The organism is Pelagimonas varians (assembly GCF_003208435.1).
Taxonomy (GTDB): domain Bacteria; phylum Pseudomonadota; class Alphaproteobacteria; order Rhodobacterales; family Rhodobacteraceae; genus Pelagimonas; species Pelagimonas varians.
Genome location: NZ_QKMF01000004.1, coordinates 321,748 through 340,895 on the forward strand (window position 1 = coordinate 321,748; position 19,148 = coordinate 340,895).

Annotated in this window: 15 protein-coding genes; 6 read left to right on the plus strand and 9 right to left on the minus strand. The window is 55.1% G+C overall.

The window, feature by feature from the left end:
* Window positions 1-4: 4 nt before the first annotated feature.
* From C8N36_RS07665 to C8N36_RS07675, 3 genes are read right to left on the minus strand one after another with little or no spacing between them, the layout of a single operon-like run.
* Complete coding sequence (locus tag C8N36_RS07665; RefSeq protein ID WP_097803856.1) at window positions 5-994, minus strand: glycosyltransferase family 2 protein; 990 nt, start codon at window positions 992-994, stop codon at window positions 5-7.
* A gap of 11 nt (window positions 995-1,005) precedes the next feature.
* Window positions 1,006-1,929: a glycosyltransferase family 2 protein gene (locus C8N36_RS07670; RefSeq protein ID WP_097803855.1), complete on the minus strand. Its 924-nt coding sequence runs from the start codon at window positions 1,927-1,929 to the stop codon at window positions 1,006-1,008.
* 3 nt (window positions 1,930-1,932) lie between these two features.
* On the minus strand, window positions 1,933-3,162 hold the full coding sequence (locus tag C8N36_RS07675) for an oligosaccharide flippase family protein (protein ID WP_245910753.1): 1,230 nt from the start codon (window positions 3,160-3,162) through the stop codon (window positions 1,933-1,935).
* 196 nt (window positions 3,163-3,358) lie between these two features.
* Between C8N36_RS07675 and C8N36_RS07680 the strand changes: the two genes are divergently transcribed.
* Entirely contained in the window at window positions 3,359-4,579 is a 1,221-nt protein-coding gene (locus tag C8N36_RS07680) for a polysaccharide biosynthesis/export family protein (RefSeq protein WP_097803854.1), read from the plus strand.
* 3 nt (window positions 4,580-4,582) lie between these two features.
* Here the strand turns inward: C8N36_RS07680 and C8N36_RS07685 are convergent, their stop codons facing one another.
* From C8N36_RS07685 to C8N36_RS07695, 3 genes are all read right to left on the minus strand, one after another.
* On the minus strand, window positions 4,583-7,075 hold the full coding sequence (locus C8N36_RS07685; RefSeq protein WP_245910754.1) for a PAS domain-containing hybrid sensor histidine kinase/response regulator: 2,493 nt from the start codon (window positions 7,073-7,075) through the stop codon (window positions 4,583-4,585).
* Entirely contained in the window at window positions 7,075-7,590 is a 516-nt protein-coding gene (locus C8N36_RS07690; protein WP_245910755.1) for a putative pterin-binding protein, read from the minus strand. Before C8N36_RS07690 ends, C8N36_RS07685 begins: the two co-directional genes overlap by 1 nt.
* A 99-nt stretch (window positions 7,591-7,689) precedes the next feature.
* Window positions 7,690-9,090 (minus strand): WecB/TagA/CpsF family glycosyltransferase, encoded by a 1,401-nt coding sequence (locus C8N36_RS07695; RefSeq protein ID WP_245910756.1) that lies wholly within the window; start codon window positions 9,088-9,090, stop codon window positions 7,690-7,692.
* A gap of 278 nt (window positions 9,091-9,368) precedes the next feature.
* Between C8N36_RS07695 and C8N36_RS07700 the strand changes: the two genes are divergently transcribed.
* From C8N36_RS07700 to C8N36_RS07720, 5 genes are all read left to right on the plus strand, one after another.
* The gene (locus tag C8N36_RS07700; protein ID WP_097804128.1) at window positions 9,369-9,983 is read left to right on the plus strand and encodes a response regulator transcription factor; all 615 of its coding nucleotides are present in this window, start codon (window positions 9,369-9,371) and stop codon (window positions 9,981-9,983) included.
* A 115-nt stretch (window positions 9,984-10,098) separates the two neighbouring features.
* On the plus strand, window positions 10,099-11,535 hold the full coding sequence (locus tag C8N36_RS07705; protein WP_245910757.1) for a GumC family protein: 1,437 nt from the start codon (window positions 10,099-10,101) through the stop codon (window positions 11,533-11,535).
* Between the two features lie 38 nt (window positions 11,536-11,573).
* Window positions 11,574-12,842: a capsular biosynthesis protein gene (locus C8N36_RS07710; RefSeq protein ID WP_097804127.1), complete on the plus strand. Its 1,269-nt coding sequence runs from the start codon at window positions 11,574-11,576 to the stop codon at window positions 12,840-12,842.
* 156 nt (window positions 12,843-12,998) lie between these two features.
* On the plus strand, window positions 12,999-13,439 hold the full coding sequence (locus C8N36_RS07715; RefSeq protein WP_097803851.1) for a hypothetical protein: 441 nt from the start codon (window positions 12,999-13,001) through the stop codon (window positions 13,437-13,439).
* Window positions 13,436-15,772 carry a DEAD/DEAH box helicase family protein gene (locus C8N36_RS07720; protein ID WP_170125833.1) on the plus strand — a complete coding sequence of 779 codons (2,337 nt, stop codon included), beginning with the start codon at window positions 13,436-13,438 and terminating at the stop codon, window positions 15,770-15,772. The genes C8N36_RS07715 and C8N36_RS07720 overlap by 4 nt, the downstream gene beginning before the upstream one ends.
* An 8-nt stretch (window positions 15,773-15,780) precedes the next feature.
* Here C8N36_RS07720 and alr read toward each other — a convergent pair whose 3' ends face one another.
* Genes alr through C8N36_RS07735 form a run of 3 tightly spaced genes read right to left on the minus strand, consistent with a single transcriptional unit; the run spans window position 15,781 to window position 19,136 of the window.
* Window positions 15,781-16,902, minus strand: a complete 1,122-nt coding sequence (alr, locus tag C8N36_RS07725) for an alanine racemase (RefSeq protein WP_097803849.1) — start codon at window positions 16,900-16,902, stop codon at window positions 15,781-15,783.
* The gene (locus tag C8N36_RS07730) at window positions 16,895-18,085 is read right to left on the minus strand and encodes an amidohydrolase (RefSeq protein ID WP_097804126.1); all 1,191 of its coding nucleotides are present in this window, start codon (window positions 18,083-18,085) and stop codon (window positions 16,895-16,897) included. Before C8N36_RS07730 ends, alr begins: the two co-directional genes overlap by 8 nt.
* A 25-nt stretch (window positions 18,086-18,110) precedes the next feature.
* Window positions 18,111-19,136: a histone deacetylase family protein gene (locus C8N36_RS07735; protein WP_097803848.1), complete on the minus strand. Its 1,026-nt coding sequence runs from the start codon at window positions 19,134-19,136 to the stop codon at window positions 18,111-18,113.
* Between the last annotated feature and the right edge of the window lie 12 nt (window positions 19,137-19,148).

Here is a 19,148-nt window from a genome sequence, read left to right on the forward strand (position 1 = left end):
TGGATTAAGCAGATTTGGTTGAAAGCAGCAGGTTGCGAACGATGCGCAGCGGTGCAGTGCCAAACCGGTATGTTAATTTCGCCGCCACCCAAGTTGTCAGGGTTCGTAGAGGTTCTTCGCGCAGCGGTGCCGTCGATGAGCCAAAGGCGCTTGTCAGAAAGGTGTTTGCGGTTTCTCCATCACCGCCGCTGATCGCCCGACGCGCCAGATAGCGCAGCTGATAGGCTTTGGCAGCGGGGGTATGTTCGTCAAAAAAGACGGGATCAAACGGGCGCAGCTTTTCGACCATTCGTTCCCAAGATGCCAATTGCGCAGTGGTGTTGGCGGACAACCCATTGTCGTTAACGCGGTATTCAGTCAACAGACCCGGCACTCCTTCGATGATCCAATCCGTGCTTACACACAGCCGGAGCCAGCATTCGATGTCTTCGGATTGGCGAAAGGTTTCGTCAAACACCCAATCACGACGGGTTTCAGTCGCGGGGCACCATGCCAAAGCCTGCAACGCTGCACGGCGGATCACCGGAGCAGAGCCATTGCCAATCGGGTTGCGTTTGAAAACATGCGCCGAGGTGACATTGCGCAAACGGGGGCGCTGTGCATGACCGATGGGCTTCCCTTTGACGTCAATCATATTGGAGCCGGAATAGCTGATGCCAACATCCGGCGCGCCGTCTAGATGGGCAACATGTGTCGCCAGCTTTTCGGGCAACCAAAGGTCATCGGCGTCGCAAAATCCGACAACGGCACCAAGGCTGTGGGCGATACCGGTGTTGCGCGCACCGGCCAAGCCGCGATTGATCTGTTGAACCAGTTTGATCCTCGGATCACTGTGGGCGTGGCGGCGGGCGATGGTGGCCGTCGTGTCGGTTGATCCGTCATCGACCACAATAATTTCAAAGTCACGATAGGTTTGCGAGGACAACGATGTCAGCGTGTCCGACAGGGTCGCGGCAGCATTAAAGGCGGGAACTACGATAGAAGCATGGGGCATCGGAAAAATCCTTATTTGCTGAACAAAGCGTGGCGAAGAGGGGCAGGCAGAACGGGAAGAAAAGCAGCGCCAATTGCGATGGGCACCCCGCGGCGGGCAGGAAAGAGAAAGGCGTTTGGATCCTGCCGCAGCCCATCGACCACCAGTGATCGGGTCACGCCGGGGCGGGCATCCATGCGCAGCGCGCGGCGCGCGAGGTAGCGCAAAAAGATGGCCTCTTGTTGGGCGGAGACTTGAAAACCCAGCTTTTGAGCGCGCGCAACCGCCTGAGCGCGCGAGTGTTTCATCGCGGTCAAATCAGCCGAAAGGCCGCCGGGGCTGCGGCGATACAAAACGTGGTCTTCGTTGACGCCAACCAGACGGTGTTTGGTTCCGACCAAACGGATCAGGAACTCAAGGTCTTCGTTGTGCACCATGGTTTCGTCGAACCCGTTCATTACGCTGAATGTCGCCGCGCGCACCGACAGGTTTGATGTTGTGCACACCGGATTTTCACCCAGCAGCATCGGCACAGTGATGTCTGAAGCCGGAACAAAAGAGTGGCTGCCCACTTTGCTTGGGGTCTCCGAGAAAAAGCTGACCCGACCAAAAACCGCGTCGGCTTTGCCTGTCGCGAGGGCGTTTTGCACCGAGCGCAGTTTGTCTTTGGTCCAAAGATCGTCAGCATCGCAAAAGGCAATGATCTCACCTTTGGCACAGTCCATTGCGCCATGATTTCTGGCAGCGCTTGGCCCTTTTCCCGGATTTTTGACAGAGCGAAACCGTGGATCTTCTTTGGAAATGCGTTGTGCAATCTCTAAGCTGCCGTCGGTTGATCCATCATCGACCAGAATGGCTTCCCATGTGGTCAGACTTTGGGCTTTGAGCGCGTCAATTGTCGCTGCAAGGGTTTTGTCCGCGTTGAAAACTGGAATTACGATGGAAATCAAGGTCATAGATCAGGCTTTCACTAAAGCGGGGGTAAAAGCCGCTGCAAGGGCAGGGCGAGATAGTATCAACATCACAGCGGTTGAGGTGGCGAGGTAGCCATAAGCAATGGCAATCAGACCGAATGGCGACATCAAGATGGTGTTGGCCATCAAAGCAGTGGTCAAGATCGCTGTGGCGCGAAGCTCAAGGCCGGTTTTGTTTTCAGCCCGGAACCAACCTGCAGCAGCGGTCCAGATCATTGTCGGAATGGCGGCAAGGCACAATATCGACACCGGCTCGGCCAGATCGGCCCAACCTTCACCTAACAGCCTCGGCACATACCAAGGGGCGAGCAAGGCCTGCAAAACGACGACCGGCGCAACAAGGCTTAGCGAAACACCCAAGGCCTGACGCAAGGCGGCTGAACGATCGGGGCTGGAGCAAAGATGCGGGAACAACACGGCTGCGAAAGCAGTCGAAAACGATGTGGCGATGCTGAGACCGGCATTGAACGCCATGAAATACATGCCAAGAGCCTGTGGACCCAAAAGGGCCCCAACGATAAGCTTGTCAGCATGAAGACGCGCGGCTTTGACAATCTCGGTTGCCAAAACGGGACCGCCGAAGGCAAAGAAGGGCTTGATTTCCGACAGACCTGCGGCAGGCTCGGGTTTCCACGGGTGCAGACGGCGTACCGACCACAGCCAAAATGGCGCAGTCAACAGACGCGGCAGCACCAGCACCAACGCTGACGGCCAGATCAGCGCCAAAACCACAGACAGCATGTTGGCTGAAACTGCTTGTGTGCCGGCAATCGCCGCAATCCGTTTCAGTTTGCCGCTGCGCAGCGCCAAAGCGACCTGAACAAGGCCGCCCGGCATGAACAGGTATTCACCGGCCAAAACCAGAACCAACATCGCCAGCGCCGCATCTTTGGTCACAAACCAAAGGATCAGCGCCAAAGCCGCTTGTACGAAAAACAAACCAAGGCACCAAATCCAGAACAATGCATGGGCGCGGTTGCACATCGCGGGCAACTGGAGGTTTGTGGCCGCAATCAACCGTTGCCCGATCCCGTTTTCTGTCAGGGATTTCAGCATGTCGCCGGTCGCCAGCGCCGCAGCAGCGATGCCGATTTCAGTCAAATCCAAGGTCCGCGCCACGGCGACCACAACAACAAGCCGGGACAGTTTGGTCGCGATCTCTGAGGCACCAAAGGCCAGCAAATTGGACAAGATGGGGGGAACAGATACAGACACGAACACGGCACTCCTAAACAGCTGAGTTACTTTTAGCTGGTTGATGGGCGCGTTGTCTTGGACGCGGGTGGCGAGGAAAATGCCACATCGGCGGCACTATCTACCCGTTCGGGTAGGTCGGGGGTCCACTTGCTTGCATGGTCATGGTACAGCGCAATTAGGTAAGACAGGGCCGTGTTAAGTGAGGGATCACAAGATGTTCGCCAAATCAAATCTGCTGGGAACCTGTCTGGGTTTGGGACTGCTTGCCGGTTGCGGCCCGCTTCCATCGCCTGACAACATTGGTCCGATCCGTGTCAAAGGTGGGTATCAGGCGCAGTATCGCGATCCGGACGCGCGCACGGGCGCACAAGCGTTCTTGGTCGCGGAGCGTATGAATGCCGAAACCTGTGTTTCTGATCTGGCAGGGACCGGAAATTCGGCCAAGGGCGGTCTGTTGACAACGCTGAGTTTGAACGGCGAACGTTTGTCGCATAACGATTTGGTGGACATTCGCATTGGCGATGACGAGACGTTTAATGGCGACTATGTGGTGTCACGGGATGGCACGCTAAAACTGCCATTTTTACCGCCTGTGCGCGCCCAAGGCCGCAGCACAAATCAGATCGAGGCCGAGATTGCGCGTCTTTTGGTGTCAGAGGGCCTATACGAAGAAGCCCCCCGCATATCCGTGCGTGTTGCCGATTTCGCCAGCATTAAGGTATCAGTTTCAGGTGCTGTCTTTGAACCGCACGCGATGGAAATCGGGCAAGTGTCCGGCGACGAGATTGACCGGGCGCGTCAAGCAGCCTTGGGATCTTCAACAGAAGCCCGCAACCTGTCTGTCGCCCTGCGCTCTGCTGGCGGTGTGCGGCCGGATGCGGACCTGTCGCGGGTTGAATTACACCGCGGCGGGAAGCGCCACATTGTAGATATGCGCGGTGTCTTCGAAGGCCGGCATTCTGTAGATGTCACCTTGCTGACAGGCGACGAAGTTGTCGTGCCATCGCGGCAGTGCTTCCAGGATGACTTGATGCGCCCCAGTCCGATCAGCCCGCCGGGCGTCTCGCTGTATATGTCTAATCTGACCCAACCCGCGACCGGCAACGCGGTGTCCGCGATTGGCCAATCGGTACGTGCAGTGCCCTATGGCACCCGCTTTATGCAGGCGGTTGTGGATACCAATTGTGTCGGCGGCGCACGGGCCAGCAGCGCCTATCGATCCGCTGTTTTGTTCACGCGCAATCCGATCACCGGTGTGTCAACTGTGATCGAGCGCCGGATCGAAGATCAAATGCGCCGCCCCGACCGTGACGATTACGACCCGTATCTTTTGCCTGGCGATGCGATTGCCTGTTACGATAGCAATGTGACCAACCTCGCTGAGGTTGCGCGCGTTGTCGGAATTGTCGGGATCGCAGCGGCCATTGTACCATAGGTGCTAGCCCAGACTTGGGGCCGGTGCTGATTTCCATTCGTCGCGTGCGGCTGCAAGCGTGTCTCGAAGAGCCTCGGTATCTTCGGTGTCGGCGGCCATTTCTACGGCAATCAAGGCATCTCGAAACGCGGGTTGACCAAAAGCTGCTGCGCTTCCGGCCAGCTTGTGGGACACTTCGGAAATCTGCTCGAATTCGGTGACATTTTGGTCGGCACACTCAAAGAACTCTTTGATTTCTTGAATATACCGCAGGCATAGTTTTTCGAGGGCCGACATTTCAGGCTCCGCTTTTTTAGAATGTTCAGCTTGGGATGTTGGGCTGCAAAACTTGTTTATCGCATGCTGCAAATCTGTAGGGTCCAAAGGTTTGGGCAAGAACCCGGACATGCCCGATTGCACAAACCGTTCGCGGGCTTCTGGCAAAACATTTGCCGAGAGCGCAACAATTGGCACCGTGGCGCAGGCCCCGGATCCGGACCGGATTTGTTGTGTCGCCTCCAGGCCGTTCAACACAGGCATCCGGATATCCATTAAAATCAGATCAAAAACCTGTATCTCGGCCAGATCGACGGCTTCTTGCCCATTGCGGACAGCTTGAACCTTGTGGCCCATTCCAATCAACAGCTCGTAGGCAAGTTGCAGATTGATTTCATTGTCTTCGACCAGCAAGATGCTGCAATTGTTGACATTTTGGGTTTGTTCTTCGGGAAGTGTTTCCAGTTCAGGTCCTTGCGCGCGCTCCAACGGCAATTTGACACAAAAAACACTGCCTTCCTCCAAGGTGCTTTCGACGCTAATCTCTCCGCCCATCGCGTCAACGAACCGCCGCGCAATGCCAAGGCCCAAACCGGTTCCACCAAGTTCCTGACCCATTGTTTGGAAGTCGTCAAAGACCTTCGGCTGGTTCTCTTCCGAGATCCCGATGCCGGTGTCGATTATCCGGAATTCCAACCCGTGATCCGGATCGTCCGGGGTCTGTTCAACCTCGATCAAGATTCGGCCATTGCGGGTGAACTTAATGGCGTTGCTGACCAGATTAAGCAAAATCTGCTGCAAACGCCCGCTGTCTATGAGTAACCATTCCACAGGTTCGCCAACCCAGCCCCATTGGATGTGGTTTCCATGTGCTTCCGCTGCGCTGGCTTGGCCATCTATGATATCTTGGACAAATCGCCCAAGGTGAATGACATCTTGTTGGCTGTTGTCTGTTCCGGATTCAAACCGTGCGACATCCAAGACCGCATCCACGTGCCGCATCAGAACCGCGCCAGAAATATCCATGTTTCGTACATATCGGTCCTGTGCTTGGGATAGTTTGGTACGTTCGAGCAACAACAGGTTTCCCAAGATACCGTTAAGAGGTGTGCGAATTTCATGCGTCATCATCGCTAGAAATTCCGATTTTGCTTTCTCCCCGGCCAAAGCTTTGTCTCTGGCATCGACCAGTTGTTTTTCGGCTTCGACACGGTGCGAGATATCGCGCAAAAACGAGATGATAATGACTTCATCGCCAGCGATTGCTTTCTCAAGCGCCATCTCAACAGGAAAGACCTGACCGTCTTTGCGTTTCCCTTCCAGTTTTACCCGCCCGTGGCCCACCACGCGTTGTTCACCATTGGCGCGCATGCGCTTCATGCCGATGGAATGCGCTTCCCGAAGGTGGTCGGGAATGATAAAATCGACGATGTTATTGCCAATGATATCGCTCACTGTGTATTGGAAGATGCGCTCTGCCGCTGCGTTGAAATTCAGAACAACGCCGTCGACATTTGTGACGATCACAGCATCCAACGACGTTTCCAAAATCGTGTTTTGACGGGCATAGGCGTTGGCCAATTCGCTTCGCCGGCGTCTCACTTGCATGTTCGCGCGGTTGGTGTTTCGAAGCAGAATAATGAGTGCCAGAACCAGCGCGGAAATAGCAAAAGCCAACCGGATAAGTGTTTTCGACACCGATCTGCGGCTTTGATCGGTTTTTTGAACAACAGTCTGCAAACCATCTACGGCGACGTCGCGCAGGCTTGAACGTGCCTTGGTGATCTGGGTCAACAGAGGGGCAAGATTCGCGCGTAAGTCTTGCGGGGGGCCATCAATAAGCGGGACCATCTCGTCCAGCATCGATTGAATTTCGACCAGCGGTTCTGCAAAACTTGGATTTTCGCGCAGTGATGCATACAGCTCCGCTTTGCTCAGCAGGGCGATCCGGCTGTAGAAAACGTCAAATTCCTCAGTAACCTGATCAAGGTCTTGCGTGTCAGAGGATTGCGCGGTCTGCATGGCGATTTGAAGTTCGAGAACCTCGACCTCCGCTTGCGACAAAACCCAAGCGACATTGTCGGATTGGGCAGACCCAAAGAACTTCAACTCGCGCATGAATTCGGTGACAAGAAAAGCAATGCCCAAAACACACATAATTCCGGCCAGAGCGATCGTGCCTTTCTCTAGGCTGGTGCGCAGTCGGGATTTTCGCGGTTTGGTCATTGCGGTCTGGGTCATTACTTGATGCTCATCCGGTCCAATTGCCAAATACTACGAGAATAGATCACCTCGGTTTGGAATTTGCTAGAGGAGGCATATGGGTAAATGACCCATAAGGGACCCTTTTCGCGGCGCGGCATCGGCTTGCCATCCAGCGCATAGGCGATAATGGGACTGGTTTCAGAAGCGTCCGACACCGGAATTTCAACGCTGTAGTCGTTGATTGCTGTGGCATTTACTGTGGTGCCATCGGCCTCGACCCGCGCCAGAATATCCAGAAGGCGGGCACCGGTGAAGGTATGTATGCCAGAGGTCCAGTTCGTGTCTGTTACAATGTCGGTCTCGCCAAGGCTCCGCAGCATTTCGACATCAAAGATGGCCGAGCCATCGGAATTGGTAACCCCAAGGTTTCCGGTGATCGTGAGAACAACCGGTCCGCTGGGCATCGGCAGCGGGTCTGCATGAACGGGAAAGGCAAGGCAAACAAGGCCTGCCGCCCACAGTTTGATACTTTTTGACATGAGAACAGGCACGGGCACTCCTTCGCATTGCTTGAGAAAGTAATGCCACGCCCGCGTTTACATTTCATCTGGGTGTCGGGATTAAACACCTATCCTTTCGGGTAGGTCGGGTCAGTAAGCACCGCGGCCTGTTGTTACGGCTTGAAAGGTCATACCCAGCAAGACCAGATCCAGCACGACGCTTTTGGAGCGTACATAAGCCACATCCATATCGATCATTTTGTCAAAGCCGATATCTGCGCGGCCTGACACTTGCCACAACCCTGTGATTCCGGGACGAACGGCCAGACGTTCCATGGCAGCTGCGGGATATTCAGCCACTTCGCGGGGAAGGGCAGGGCGCGGCCCGACCAACGACATGTCGCCAAACAAGACGTTCAAAATCTGAGGCAGCTCGTCAATCGACGTGCGCCGTAGAAAGCGACCCATGCGGGTGATGCGTGGATCGTTTTGGGACTTAAAGCAAATACCTTCCCGATCGGACATGTCCTTGACAGCAGCAAGGCGCGCTTCGGCATCCGCAAACATTGATCGGAATTTGTAGATTTTGAACGTTCGACCATTGCGGCCCACCCGTTCTTGACAAAAAACCGCCGGTCCCTTGCTGTCCAACCGGATGAGCAGAGCTGTCAGCAAGAGCAGGGGCGCGGTCAGGGTGATCAGCAGCGCGCTTAAAGTGATGTCCAAAACCCGTTTTGTCACAGCGTCGGGGCCAGCTGTGCGCAGAGCATGCCCTGTCGCCCGCACCAAAAAAGTGGCGTTTCCGACAATATAGCGGTTGGCCAAACGCACCGGTTCCTGCGACAGGCGCCACAGCCATTCCATCCCCAATTGGCGGACTTGCGCAGGGGCGCGGGTCACATTGCCTGCAAGGAAATCAAACAATGCGCCGACCCCCATGACCAATCTCGGGTTCAAGGAACTCCGGTTGCGGTCAATCCAAAGTTCTTGCAGTGGCACGCCCATCGCGACAATCAATATATCTGCCCCTGACGCATTGATCTGCGCGATGAGGGCCTGTTCGTCTTGAGCATCTTCAAAGCCGTTCAACGTGCCGACAATATTAAGGTGCGGAATTTTGTCTTGCAGTGTTTGTCCGGCTTTGGCGGCAGTGCCAGGTTGCCCGCCAAGCAAAAAGACCGACAGACCTTGGTCAGCGGCATGCTGCAATAGAACAGGTGTCAGATCGGTACCATTCAGATTTTCCGTCAAGTCGCTGCCTGTCATACGGGCGGCGATTTTTATACCGATCCCGTCAGGCAACACCACATCTGCACGTGCCAATGCCGCAGCATAAGCGCGATCCTTGACGCGTATATTCGCACAATGGGCGTTGATGAAGAACGCGGTGCTGCGGTTGTTCTTTAGCAAAGATGTAACAACCGTTTGGGTCGTTGCATCCACAACCGGAAGCCCAAGAACCGATTGGGTTGGCAATTGCGAAGGCAGGGGAGGCATCGCAGTGATAACAGGGGAAGCAGCGAATTCAGGGCGGTTCGTTTGATGAAACATGTGTCAGGCTCCAAGGCGTGAAAGTTGCCTTATTTGTGCCCGAACCGGCCTGAGGCGCGCAATTTCGCAGCGGGATGAGAACAGGTCGCAATGGGGCTCATTGCTCCGCATTTGGGCCGCTGGCAGTGCAAAGGGGAAATCGTGGATTTTTCGTGCCTGTTTATCTCCAATTGGATTAAACTTATATCCCGTTGCCCTTTCGCGTTGGCATTTGTATGTTGTAACCTACCCGCGCGACTGCATTTTAAACGACATATGTCGAATGAGGGCTTCCGGTGATAAGAGTATTGATTGCAGATGACCACGATCTTTTGCGCGACACGCTGATCGCGTTTCTCGGCGCTGAAGACGGTATCGAGTTGGGCAGTGCGTCAACTTTTGAAGAAGCCCGCACCAGAATTCAGGAAGACGATCCTTATAATCTGGTGTTACTGGACTATAAAATGCCGGGAATGCGCGGCCTTGATAGCCTGTCTGAAGCGATTTCAATGAAGGGTGGTCAAAGGGTCGCTTTGATTTCCGGTCAGGCAACCCGTCAAATCGCTGAACAAGCGCTAAGTCTTGGGGCGGCAGGTTTCATTCCCAAAACGCTTCCAGCAAAGTCATTGGTCAATGCGGTCAAGTTTATGGCAATGGGCGAGCAATACGCGCCGATTGATTTCATGACCACACCGGACGAAGCCGAAGCGCATCCCATTGCCCAACTCTTGACGAAACGGGAACTTGAGGTTCTTCAAGGTTTGACCTCTGGAAAATCCAACAAGGAAATCGCCCGCGATCTGGATCTGACAGAACCTACAATCAAACTGCATATGAAGACGCTGTATCGAAAGCTGGAAGTCAACAATCGCACCCAAGCGGCCGTTATTGCCCGCGACGCCAACCTGTTTTGATAACATCCCATCCGAACGGGTAGGTTTGCGCACAAAGGTGCGCAATCCGTAGCCGTCCCCGCACAAGATTTTGGATGACTGTTGGCCTAGACATAACCGAACAAGGAGTACTGTTATGGTTATGCACGCTGATCTTTCCCCGCCTTTCAACCCCATTGCAGGCGCTGCGAAACCGCGCCGCAAGTTTGTATCTCTGGGTCGGATTTTGCGCGGCGGCGGGCTGAAAGATGGCTCTCGCATTCCGCGCTACGTTTGGATCTTTGCCCTTGGAACGGCTGCAATCTGGGCACCGATCACTGGCTACCTCAAAACTGCACCACTGTCTTACACTAGCCATATGTCGCTGATTTTGCCGGGGTCTGGCGCATCATCGTCGGTTAATCTGGCGGATATTGGTCAGGCTTCCAGCTTTGCCAATTCAGCATTTTCCAGCGGTTCTGTCAGCCCGACCGAGACCTACAAACGTCTTTTGTCCGCCGATCGGGTGCTGCGTGATGCGGCCAGCCGGGCAGGCGTGACCTTTCGAGAGTTTGGCAAACCGCAGGTGCAATTGGTGGATCAAACGGCCTTTATTCACATCAAAATGAATGGACCAAGCCCGGCTGAGGTTCAAGCCCGCAACGCTTTTTTGCTTGATGCGTTTTTGGAAGAAATTGACCGGTTGAGAAACGATGAGCGTGACAGCCGCCACACCAGCAGCTTGACCGCAATCCGGGAGTATCAACAAACGGTTGGGGCGACGCGCGAAAAAATTGAGGAATTACAACGGAAAACCGGGCTGCATTCGGTTGAACAGTTCCAACGTCAGATCCAAGAAGCAGATGCGCTGCAGCTCAAGATCGAAGCCTTGTCCGCAGCCCGCGAACGCGGCTCTGCTACGGTGAAGGGGCTGGAAAGCAAGCTCAACCTTGATGCGGAAACGGCTGCGTTGACCCTGCGCCTGAACAACGACGAAACCTATGTTGCCTTGCTTCAGGTCATGGCGCAGGCATCAGGGGATTTGGCGACAGCACAGGCCCGCTATGGTGCAAAGCATCCAGATGTTGTCAAAGCCTCTCGGGCGATGCAGGCCGCGCGTAGCAAAGCCCAAACCCGCGCCATTGCCGTGACGGGGCAACCGTTGACGCTTGAAGGGGCCATTGATGGTGGACGCGGCGCACTGCTGACGGAATTGGTGCGCCAAGAAACCGCGCGCAGCGGTTTGGACGCCGAACTAAAAGATCTGCGCGCATTATTGCAGCAGCACACAGCCCGCTTGGACGAATTGGCACCCTATGCGGCGCGGCTTGAAGACAAACAGCGGGATTTTAATGTCGCAGAGGCGGTTTTTGCATCCGCAATCGCCCGATCTCAATCAAGTCGAACTGACGTCTATGCCAGCTATCCTTTGGTCCAAACCCTTGAGGATCCGACTTTGCCCGAAGACCCGTCTTCGCCGCGCCGCATGTTGGCAGTTGCCGCCGGAGGCGCAGCTACCTTTTTACTGATATTTGCGCTGTTCCTTGGCTGGGTTCGCCGTGGTTTGATCGACAAAATTCTGGTTACCAAGTGACAAACCCTTTGATTGCCCCGGAAAACCCCGCCGAAAAAATGATGTGGCGCGCCATTGTCTGGACCTGGCCATTATACGGCCTTGGTGCGCTCTATATTGTTGGGCCGGTGTTGGCTTGGGTCTTGTTTGGTATCTGTTTGCTGTCACTCTACCTTGGTCCTGCCATCCGCGAGGATCTGCGTGCAACCGGTGATGTGCCACCACTGGTTTGGGTTTGGTTTTTGGGAATGTTCGTGATGCTGGTGGCGCTTTGGGCCGGCCACTTGAACTGGGGACTTGGGTTAAAGCAAACCATCAAATCCACGATCGGCTGGGCCAAAGGCTGGGCCTTGCTTGCTTTGTTTCCATTGGCAGGCGCAATTTTGCCAATCCGGCGTGAACTGTTGGTGCGGGCGCAATGCAAACTTGGTCTTTGGACCTTGTGTATTGCACCCATTTTGCTGATAGCCCCCTACATTGGCTTGCCGGAACGGATATGGACGTCACCGCTAAAAGCGGTTGGGGGCCCTGGGCCTGAGTATTTTTCGGTCTATTTTTTCACTTTTGACCCATCATCCTGGACCCCGCGTTGGCAATTCTTTGCGCCTTGGTCGCCGTTTGCCGCGCTTTTGGGGGTCACCACGGTATTGTTTGCGTTGGAAGACAAGGACAAACGTTGGCGCGCCGCTGGTGTTGCCGCCGGGACGTTGATGATTTTTGCCTCGAAATCCAGAATGGGGCTTGTGGGCTTGGTCGCCTGTACATTGGGACCGCGGATGATGCCTCTGGTGTTGCGCAGTTGGGCATGGATGATCGTGGCGGGTTTGACTGCGTCCTTGGGCGTTATCGGCGTGCGTCTGGTTCAAGCCCTGTCCGATGGGGTTGCTGCCTTTAAGGGCGCACGGGCTGACAGCACGCGTGTGCGCGCAACCTTGCAAAGCATCGCCAAAGAACGCTGGCAAGAAGAGGCGGTCTGGTTTGGTCATGGCACCGTCCAGCCGGGGCCGCATTTGGTGGAATACATGCCCATAGGCAGCCATCACACGTGGTTTGGTTTGTTGTTCGTCAAGGGGGTGGTCGGCTTTTTGGCCTTTGCCGTGCCTTTGATCTGGCAAACGTCAATCGCCTTGATCGATGCGGCGCGCGGACCGCGAGGGCGTTTGCCGCTAGGCCTGTGTATGGTTCTGATTTTATTGTCTTTTGGCGAAAATATTGAAATCGAGGTCTACTTGCTTTGGCCCGCTTTGGTCATATTGGGCATTCATGCGCGCGAATGCTGGACACACCCGGATCCAAAAACCGACCCCAATTTCGCGTCCCTTTGCTGACTGCGCCCTTGAGCTATTGGTGCATGTAGTGTCGCAGTTTTAATGGCGATTTGTCCCGTGTGGTTGCGATCCTCCCCGAACTGGTGACAATGCGATCTAGCTGCATTGGACTCGAACCCTTTGCTGGATCAATCAAGCCACAACTGGGATATTAGCGTGTTTCGTTTCCTAAAAACTCTGTTCTCGAAACCGGAAAAAGGCAGGTTGGCTCGGGCTCTTGAACGGCTGGATATCTCTGCCGAGGCGTTTCGAAGTGCTGCAGAGAAATGCGGTCCGCCTCAGTCGCAGGTTTTTTGGCAATTGGCTGGCGCAACGTCAGACCTGCGCAACAAAGTGGCGGCAGACCCTGCGCAGATCACACCGCTGAGAAAGCTCATCGTTTTTTTCATTCCCAAGATGTCGGAGCTGACCAATAGATGGGCAAGGCTGGCAGAATTGAACCCGTTGGAAGCCGCAGATCCAAATGCGCTGGCTGAATTTCAGAACTATCTGACATTGATACGAACTGCAGAGCGCGCCTGTTTGTCAAAACAATACAGTGATTTGCATGCTTCAATGAAGACGGTAGAGACGCAATTAGACCGGTATGCCCGGTGACGTTACCAGCAGATTTTTCAAAACTACGGTTTCGTCACCCTTGGCGCAGTTATCAAGCCCGTCTCCTGAGTGAGATGGAGCACCATCTCGCCGATGATAAACTGCATTTTGTCGCGGCACCGGGGGCGGGAAAAACTGTGCTTGGGTTGGAAATTATCCGGCGTTTGGGGCACAGAACCTTGATCCTTGCCCCGAGCCTGTTGGTCCGTGATCAGTGGATCACACGGTTGGTTGACGATTTTTTGGACGGCCAGCAGCCGGATTGGATCAGCACGGATTTGACCTCGGATGCACCAGTGCGGGTCAGCACCTATCAAAACGTCCACACAAGCCGTACCAAAAAACTGCCGCCCTTTGATCTCTTGTGTCTGGATGAGGCCCATCATTTGCGCCGTGCATGGTGGAAAACCCTCACGCGCCTTGCCCGCGTAAACCGGCCTGTTACATTGTCTCTAACCGCGACGCCGCCCTACGATGCGCAGGCCGTAGAATGGCGTAATTATATGGCGTTATGCGGCCCTGTTGATGCAGAAATTTCAGTTCCGGAGCTGGTTTTGAGCGGCGATTTGTGTCCGCATCAAGATCTCGTTTATCTCGCGGGTGCCGCAGATGTGCAGGCCTATTACGACAGTTTGCATAACGAACAGATGCTGTTTGACGCCCTTTCATCTGATCGGGATATATTGGCGTCGCTGCAAGGTGACCCTTGGATTGTTGACACCGAAATCCATGCCCATGCTATTTTGGAAAACCCGGCCCGCTTCAGCGCGATGTTGATTTACCTGCGCCACAATCATTGTGCGATCCCTGTCTATGCCAGACGTGTTTTGCAGGTGAACGATGCTGATTGGCCAGCCTTGGATTGGCGCTGGCTTTTGATATTGTTTCGGGCCTTTCCACAAGACGAATTGCCCAAGGATTTGTTGCGCCGCCTCAAGTCTTCGCGCGCCCTACGCAACGACACTCTTACTTTGCCGCCAGCTGCGTTTTCTGATCGTCTCGGGCTTTTGAGAAACGATCAAGCGCTTTTGAAGGCCATTCGAACAATCTATTCAATTGAACGGGTGGCGCGGGGCAAAGATTTGCGCATGGCGATCTTGCTGGACCGAATTGGCAAATCTAATGTGCGGCTGGCGGGGGCCATGCCGGAATTCAATACATTGGGTGTCTTCCAACATTTGCGCCAGACTGATCGGCACGCAAATCTGGCGGTTCTAACTGGACAGCTGGCGATCCTTCCTAAGAGGCTGAGCAAGGGGCTGGATGCCCGTCCCATGATCGATGAACCGGATTATGTCTCTGTTATTGGGACACAAATTTCCGAGGCAGTGGCGCGGGTGAACCGTGCTTTTACCAGAGGCGATGTGCAGGTTATCATTGGAACCCAGGCGTTTTTGGGACAAGGCTGGGATGCTCCGGCGCTAAATGCACTGGTTTTGGGGACACGTTTAAAAAGCTTTGTAGCCGTTAACCAGTTGCGGGGCCGCGCGCTTCGGATTTTCCGAAACGCGCCTGAAAAGACATCACACATCTGGCACATGGCTATGGTGCCAAAAAGCAAGGTCGAGGGCGAGGATATTGAACGCCTGCAACGCCGGTTTGACTGTTTTGTTCGCTTGGACCGGGCTGTGGGCGTGATCCATTCGAGTTTTGATCTGCAAGGGACGGTCAACGCACAAAATACGCTGGCAGAACAGCAGGCAAGGTCCCATGACCAGCTTGGGCAAGAGTGGCAAACAGCTTTGGTTAGCCGTGGCGATTTCGAAGCAAAACTGGCAACAAGAACGTCGCTTCCATGGCATCGAAAGCTTCAGGCGCTTCCGGTTCCGGCATTGTCAATTTGGGCGCGGCTCGGGGCAGCTTTTGGACGACCTCCACCCGTGTCGCAAACACGCCGGGTGATCTTGCGCATGGCAAAAATGATTGTTGCCAGCCTGTCAGACTTGGGTGACTTGCCGCCGGTGACCCACGATTTGTCACCTATCGTGACCTGGGATGGCAAAAGCTGGCAGGTCGGGCTTAACACCGATTGTAAGCTGGACGAGGCCATTTTTCACGAAACATTTCAGCAGCTGTTCAGTTCGGTTCTTAGTCCGCGCTATGTGATTTGTGTCAAATCAGGCCTTGTTCATGCCAATTTTCAATACTTTTCGGTGCCGGATCGGTTTGGCTCCAACAAAGAACGTGCCACGCTTTACTGGCGCAATTGGCAAGCATTTTTGGGGCGCGGCAGGCTGGTTTATACCCGAACAGTGCAAGGGCGCGCGACCTTGCAAGCCGCCCGCCTAAGCACAGCAGGTTTTAGCACCAAGACAAATACCAAATGGCAATAGCGGGATCGTCAGGATTGGCGGGCGACGCGGGCGTTTCGTTGGCCCCAATCTGTAAACACATCCGCCATGATCGAGCTTGTGATCTCTTCAATCTCAGATGACCCGATTGATTGATCCCCTTGATGTCCAAAAGCTACCACCTCGTCACCTATAGCGACTGCGGGAACGGATGTGATGTCAGCCACAATTGTATTCATGGAAACCTTACCCAGAACCGGCACCTTTTGACCGCCGATCAATACAGCGCCGCGCCCGGAAAACAGCCGCGAATATCCGTTTGCATACCCCAGTGCGATGCTGGCCAACACTTTGTTTTCTTGCAAGCGGCAGGAGCGATCATATCCAACGCTACTGCCTTCGGGGTAGTGTCCGATGCTGATCACGCGGGCCTTTAGCGCCAGCGCGGATTGAAACGCGGGGCGCGGGCCCTTTATGCCATATAGGATGGCCCCGCAGCGCATCATGTCGGTTTTCGGATCTTGCTGCGCGCGCAGGGTCAAAGTGCTGCCTGCGTGTGTCAGAACATTGGCACGCGTCAGGGAAGTGTTGGTAAAAACCCAGTCACAATCCTGATGAAAACGGGCGATACTTGCAGCAAGGTCTTCGGCGGCGTTTGATGGAAAGTGCGTGCACAGCCCAATGATTTTGTCCGGGGCCAACGCCACCATCTTTTGTAGCTCTGTCCGCCCGAAACCGGTAGAAAGTTCAAGCCCGTCGCGCGACATACCACCGGCATTCAAGGACAAATGCAGGTTGGGCAGCGCCGCGGCCCCGAGGGTTTTGATCAACTGCTCAAGAGACAGCTGGCTTCCGACCAGTTCCTCTACGCGATCCCCGATTGCGGATCGAACTTCATACGGCGTGGCAGATCGCAGACGTAAAACGCGGCCTTGGAACCCCGCTGCGCGCACGGCGCGTGCTTCGGCATTCGACGAAATCCCGATATGGCTGATATTTCGGTTGATGAGCAAAGGCACAACATTTTCAATGCCATGTCCATAGGCGTCGCCTTTGACAACAGCGCACAGCAGGGTATCCGCGGGCATAAGACCAATCACGGCGTCCAGATTTTGCTCGAGTTTGGACCTGGAAATTTCGCACCAAGAACTCTCGGTCAATGTGTCACCCATTGGCAGGTGCAATGGCCGGTGCAGGCTGGCACAGGATCTGGTCTATGATTTCAACAAACAGGGATACGCCGATGGGGATTAGCGCATCGGGAAAGTCATAGTTTGGATTGTGCAATTGCGGGTGCTCTTTGCCCGATCCCAAAAACAAAAGCGCGGCTTTGGCTCCGTCTATTCCAAAGCGTCCGAAATCTTCGGACCAACGCATTGGCGATGTCATGCTGTCCGAATCCAGCCCAAGTTTTCCTGCTGCATCCGCTGCGATGTCGATGGCATCCGCATCGTTGGTTGTTGCCAAAAACACCTCATGCCAAGTGAGATCAGCTGCCAGTCGGGGGTCGTGTTGCAAACTATGGGCGAGCAGGTCTTTTGCATCCGCGATCATCTGCTCCATACGGGTGTCGGATTGACTGCGCAGTGTGATCCGCATTTCGCCAACTCCGGGTGCAATCCCAAAACTCGGCTCGCCCAGACTGACATGGGTCAGCGTCGCCAATGCAATGTCGCTATGCGGTGTTTGCGCGCCGCCAAGGGTGGGCAATGTTTGCATCAAAGACGCCATAACAGAGGCGGGGGACACCCCGTTTTCAGGGGCCGCAGCATGCGAAGTTCTGCCTTGAAAGGAGATTTTCATCCCCCGTGATGCGCAGTTTGCGGGGCCTTTGCGCAGGCCGATCTGGCCAAACGGGTGGCCCGGAACGTTGTGGAAGGCAAAGGCATAATCGGGTTGGATTTCAGCCCAGCGGGGATCAGCGATCACGGCAGCGGCCCCCGCGCCGGTTTCTTCGGCGGGTTGAAACAGCAAAATCACGCGCCCCCGAGCCGGCCGTTTTGCCAGTGCCAAACCAAGTCCCAGCACCATGGCCATATGGCCATCATGCCCGCAGAGATGCGCCTTGCCATCGGTTTTGGACCGGTAGGGCAGGCCAGACACTTCTTGGATCGGCAAGGCATCCAGTTCGCAGCGGATCATGACAGTAGGCCCATCCGCTGTGCCGTCAAAAGACGCGGCAATGCCATGTTCCCCCAAGTCTGTCCAGATTTCATCCGCCTCGGCACGCAGCAACTCTTGCAAGATGCGTTCGGCGGTTCCGTGCTCTTGGCCCGATACCTCGGGGGTTTCATGCAGGTTGTGGCGCAAGGCGACCAAATGGGCCAATTGATCGTCTGTAAGGGCAGGGTGCATGGGGGGCCTTTCTGGTCGGATCATATCAAGCAGCGGTTTGGTATCCGTCCAAAACGCGGGTTAGGTTTTTGCCAAGGCTGTCGCTCAGGTAGCCACCTTCCTGAACAAACAAAACCGGTAGCCCAAGGGCGGCGAATGCGGCCCCGATGCGGGAAAACCCGTCTTGGGTGACAGCCAAACCTTGGAATGGATCATCGATGGACGCGTCCAAACCAAGCGCGACAACAACGACATCAGCCCCATGCATCGACACCCTTTCAAGCGCCGTGCCAAGCGCCTTGAGAAAGCCTTCGTCATGGGTGCCGCGGGCCAAGGGCAGGTTGAGGTTGCAACCAAGGCCGCGACCTTCGCCGCGCTCCTGGGCGTGTCCCCAAAAGAACGGATAGAACCTGTCGGGATCCGCGTGCAATGAAACGGTTAGAACATCATCGCGGTCATAGAATATGCCTTGTGTTCCATTGCCGTGATGCACATCGACATCGACAATCGCGGGCCGCAATCCGGCATCACGCAACCGCTGCGCTGCGATGGCTGAATTGTTGAGAAAGCAAAACCCGCCCGCCAGATCGCCAAAGGCATGATGACCCGGAGGGCGTGACAACACATAGGCAGACCCGCCGCCATCCAACAGATGATCCGCGCCACCGATCGCCGATTGCGCCGACCAGTAAGCCGCCTCATAGGTGCCTTTCGCGATAGGGCATGCTGTGTCTGCCTGATGGTAGCCGGACTGACCGGTGGCGGATTTGGGATATCCGTCGCTGCGGCGGGCAGGGTGGATGTTTGGGATCACCTCGTCGCCAGCCCCGTCGATGTACTGCCAACGGCGGTAGATATTTTTGAAGAAGGTTAGATATTCAGCGGTATGAACCGCCGCAATCGGACCAAGCCCTGCGTCCTTTGGGGTTTCAAACACGCAGCCTGCGGCACGGGCGCCGGCCTGTAAAACCTCGATCCTTCCGGGTTGTTCGGGGTTCGGTAGGATCTTGCCATTGGCCATGAAATGTTTTGGATCATGGAGCCATTGGCGGTCATCAAAAATAGCTTTCATCAGCCTGCTTAC

Bases quoted from the DNA above. Each gene is read 5' to 3' on its own strand.
- C8N36_RS07665 (WP_097803856.1), bottom strand. From the start codon at position 994: ATGCCCCATGCTTCTATCGTAGTTCCCGCCTTTAATGCTGCCGCGACC.
- C8N36_RS07670 (WP_097803855.1), bottom strand. From the start codon at position 1,929: ATGACCTTGATTTCCATCGTAATTCCAGTTTTCAACGCGGACAAAACC.
- C8N36_RS07680 (WP_097803854.1), top strand. From the start codon at position 3,359: ATGTTCGCCAAATCAAATCTGCTGGGAACCTGTCTGGGTTTGGGACTG.
- C8N36_RS07685 (WP_245910754.1), bottom strand. From the start codon at position 7,075: ATGACCCAGACCGCAATGACCAAACCGCGAAAATCCCGACTGCGCACC.
- C8N36_RS07695 (WP_245910756.1), bottom strand. From the start codon at position 9,090: ATGTTTCATCAAACGAACCGCCCTGAATTCGCTGCTTCCCCTGTTATC.
- C8N36_RS07705 (WP_245910757.1), top strand. From the start codon at position 10,099: ATGGTTATGCACGCTGATCTTTCCCCGCCTTTCAACCCCATTGCAGGC.
- C8N36_RS07710 (WP_097804127.1), top strand. From the start codon at position 11,574: ATGATGTGGCGCGCCATTGTCTGGACCTGGCCATTATACGGCCTTGGT.
- alr (WP_097803849.1), bottom strand. From the start codon at position 16,902: ATGGGTGACACATTGACCGAGAGTTCTTGGTGCGAAATTTCCAGGTCC.
- C8N36_RS07730 (WP_097804126.1), bottom strand. From the start codon at position 18,085: ATGCACCCTGCCCTTACAGACGATCAATTGGCCCATTTGGTCGCCTTG.
- C8N36_RS07735 (WP_097803848.1), bottom strand. From the start codon at position 19,136: ATGAAAGCTATTTTTGATGACCGCCAATGGCTCCATGATCCAAAACAT.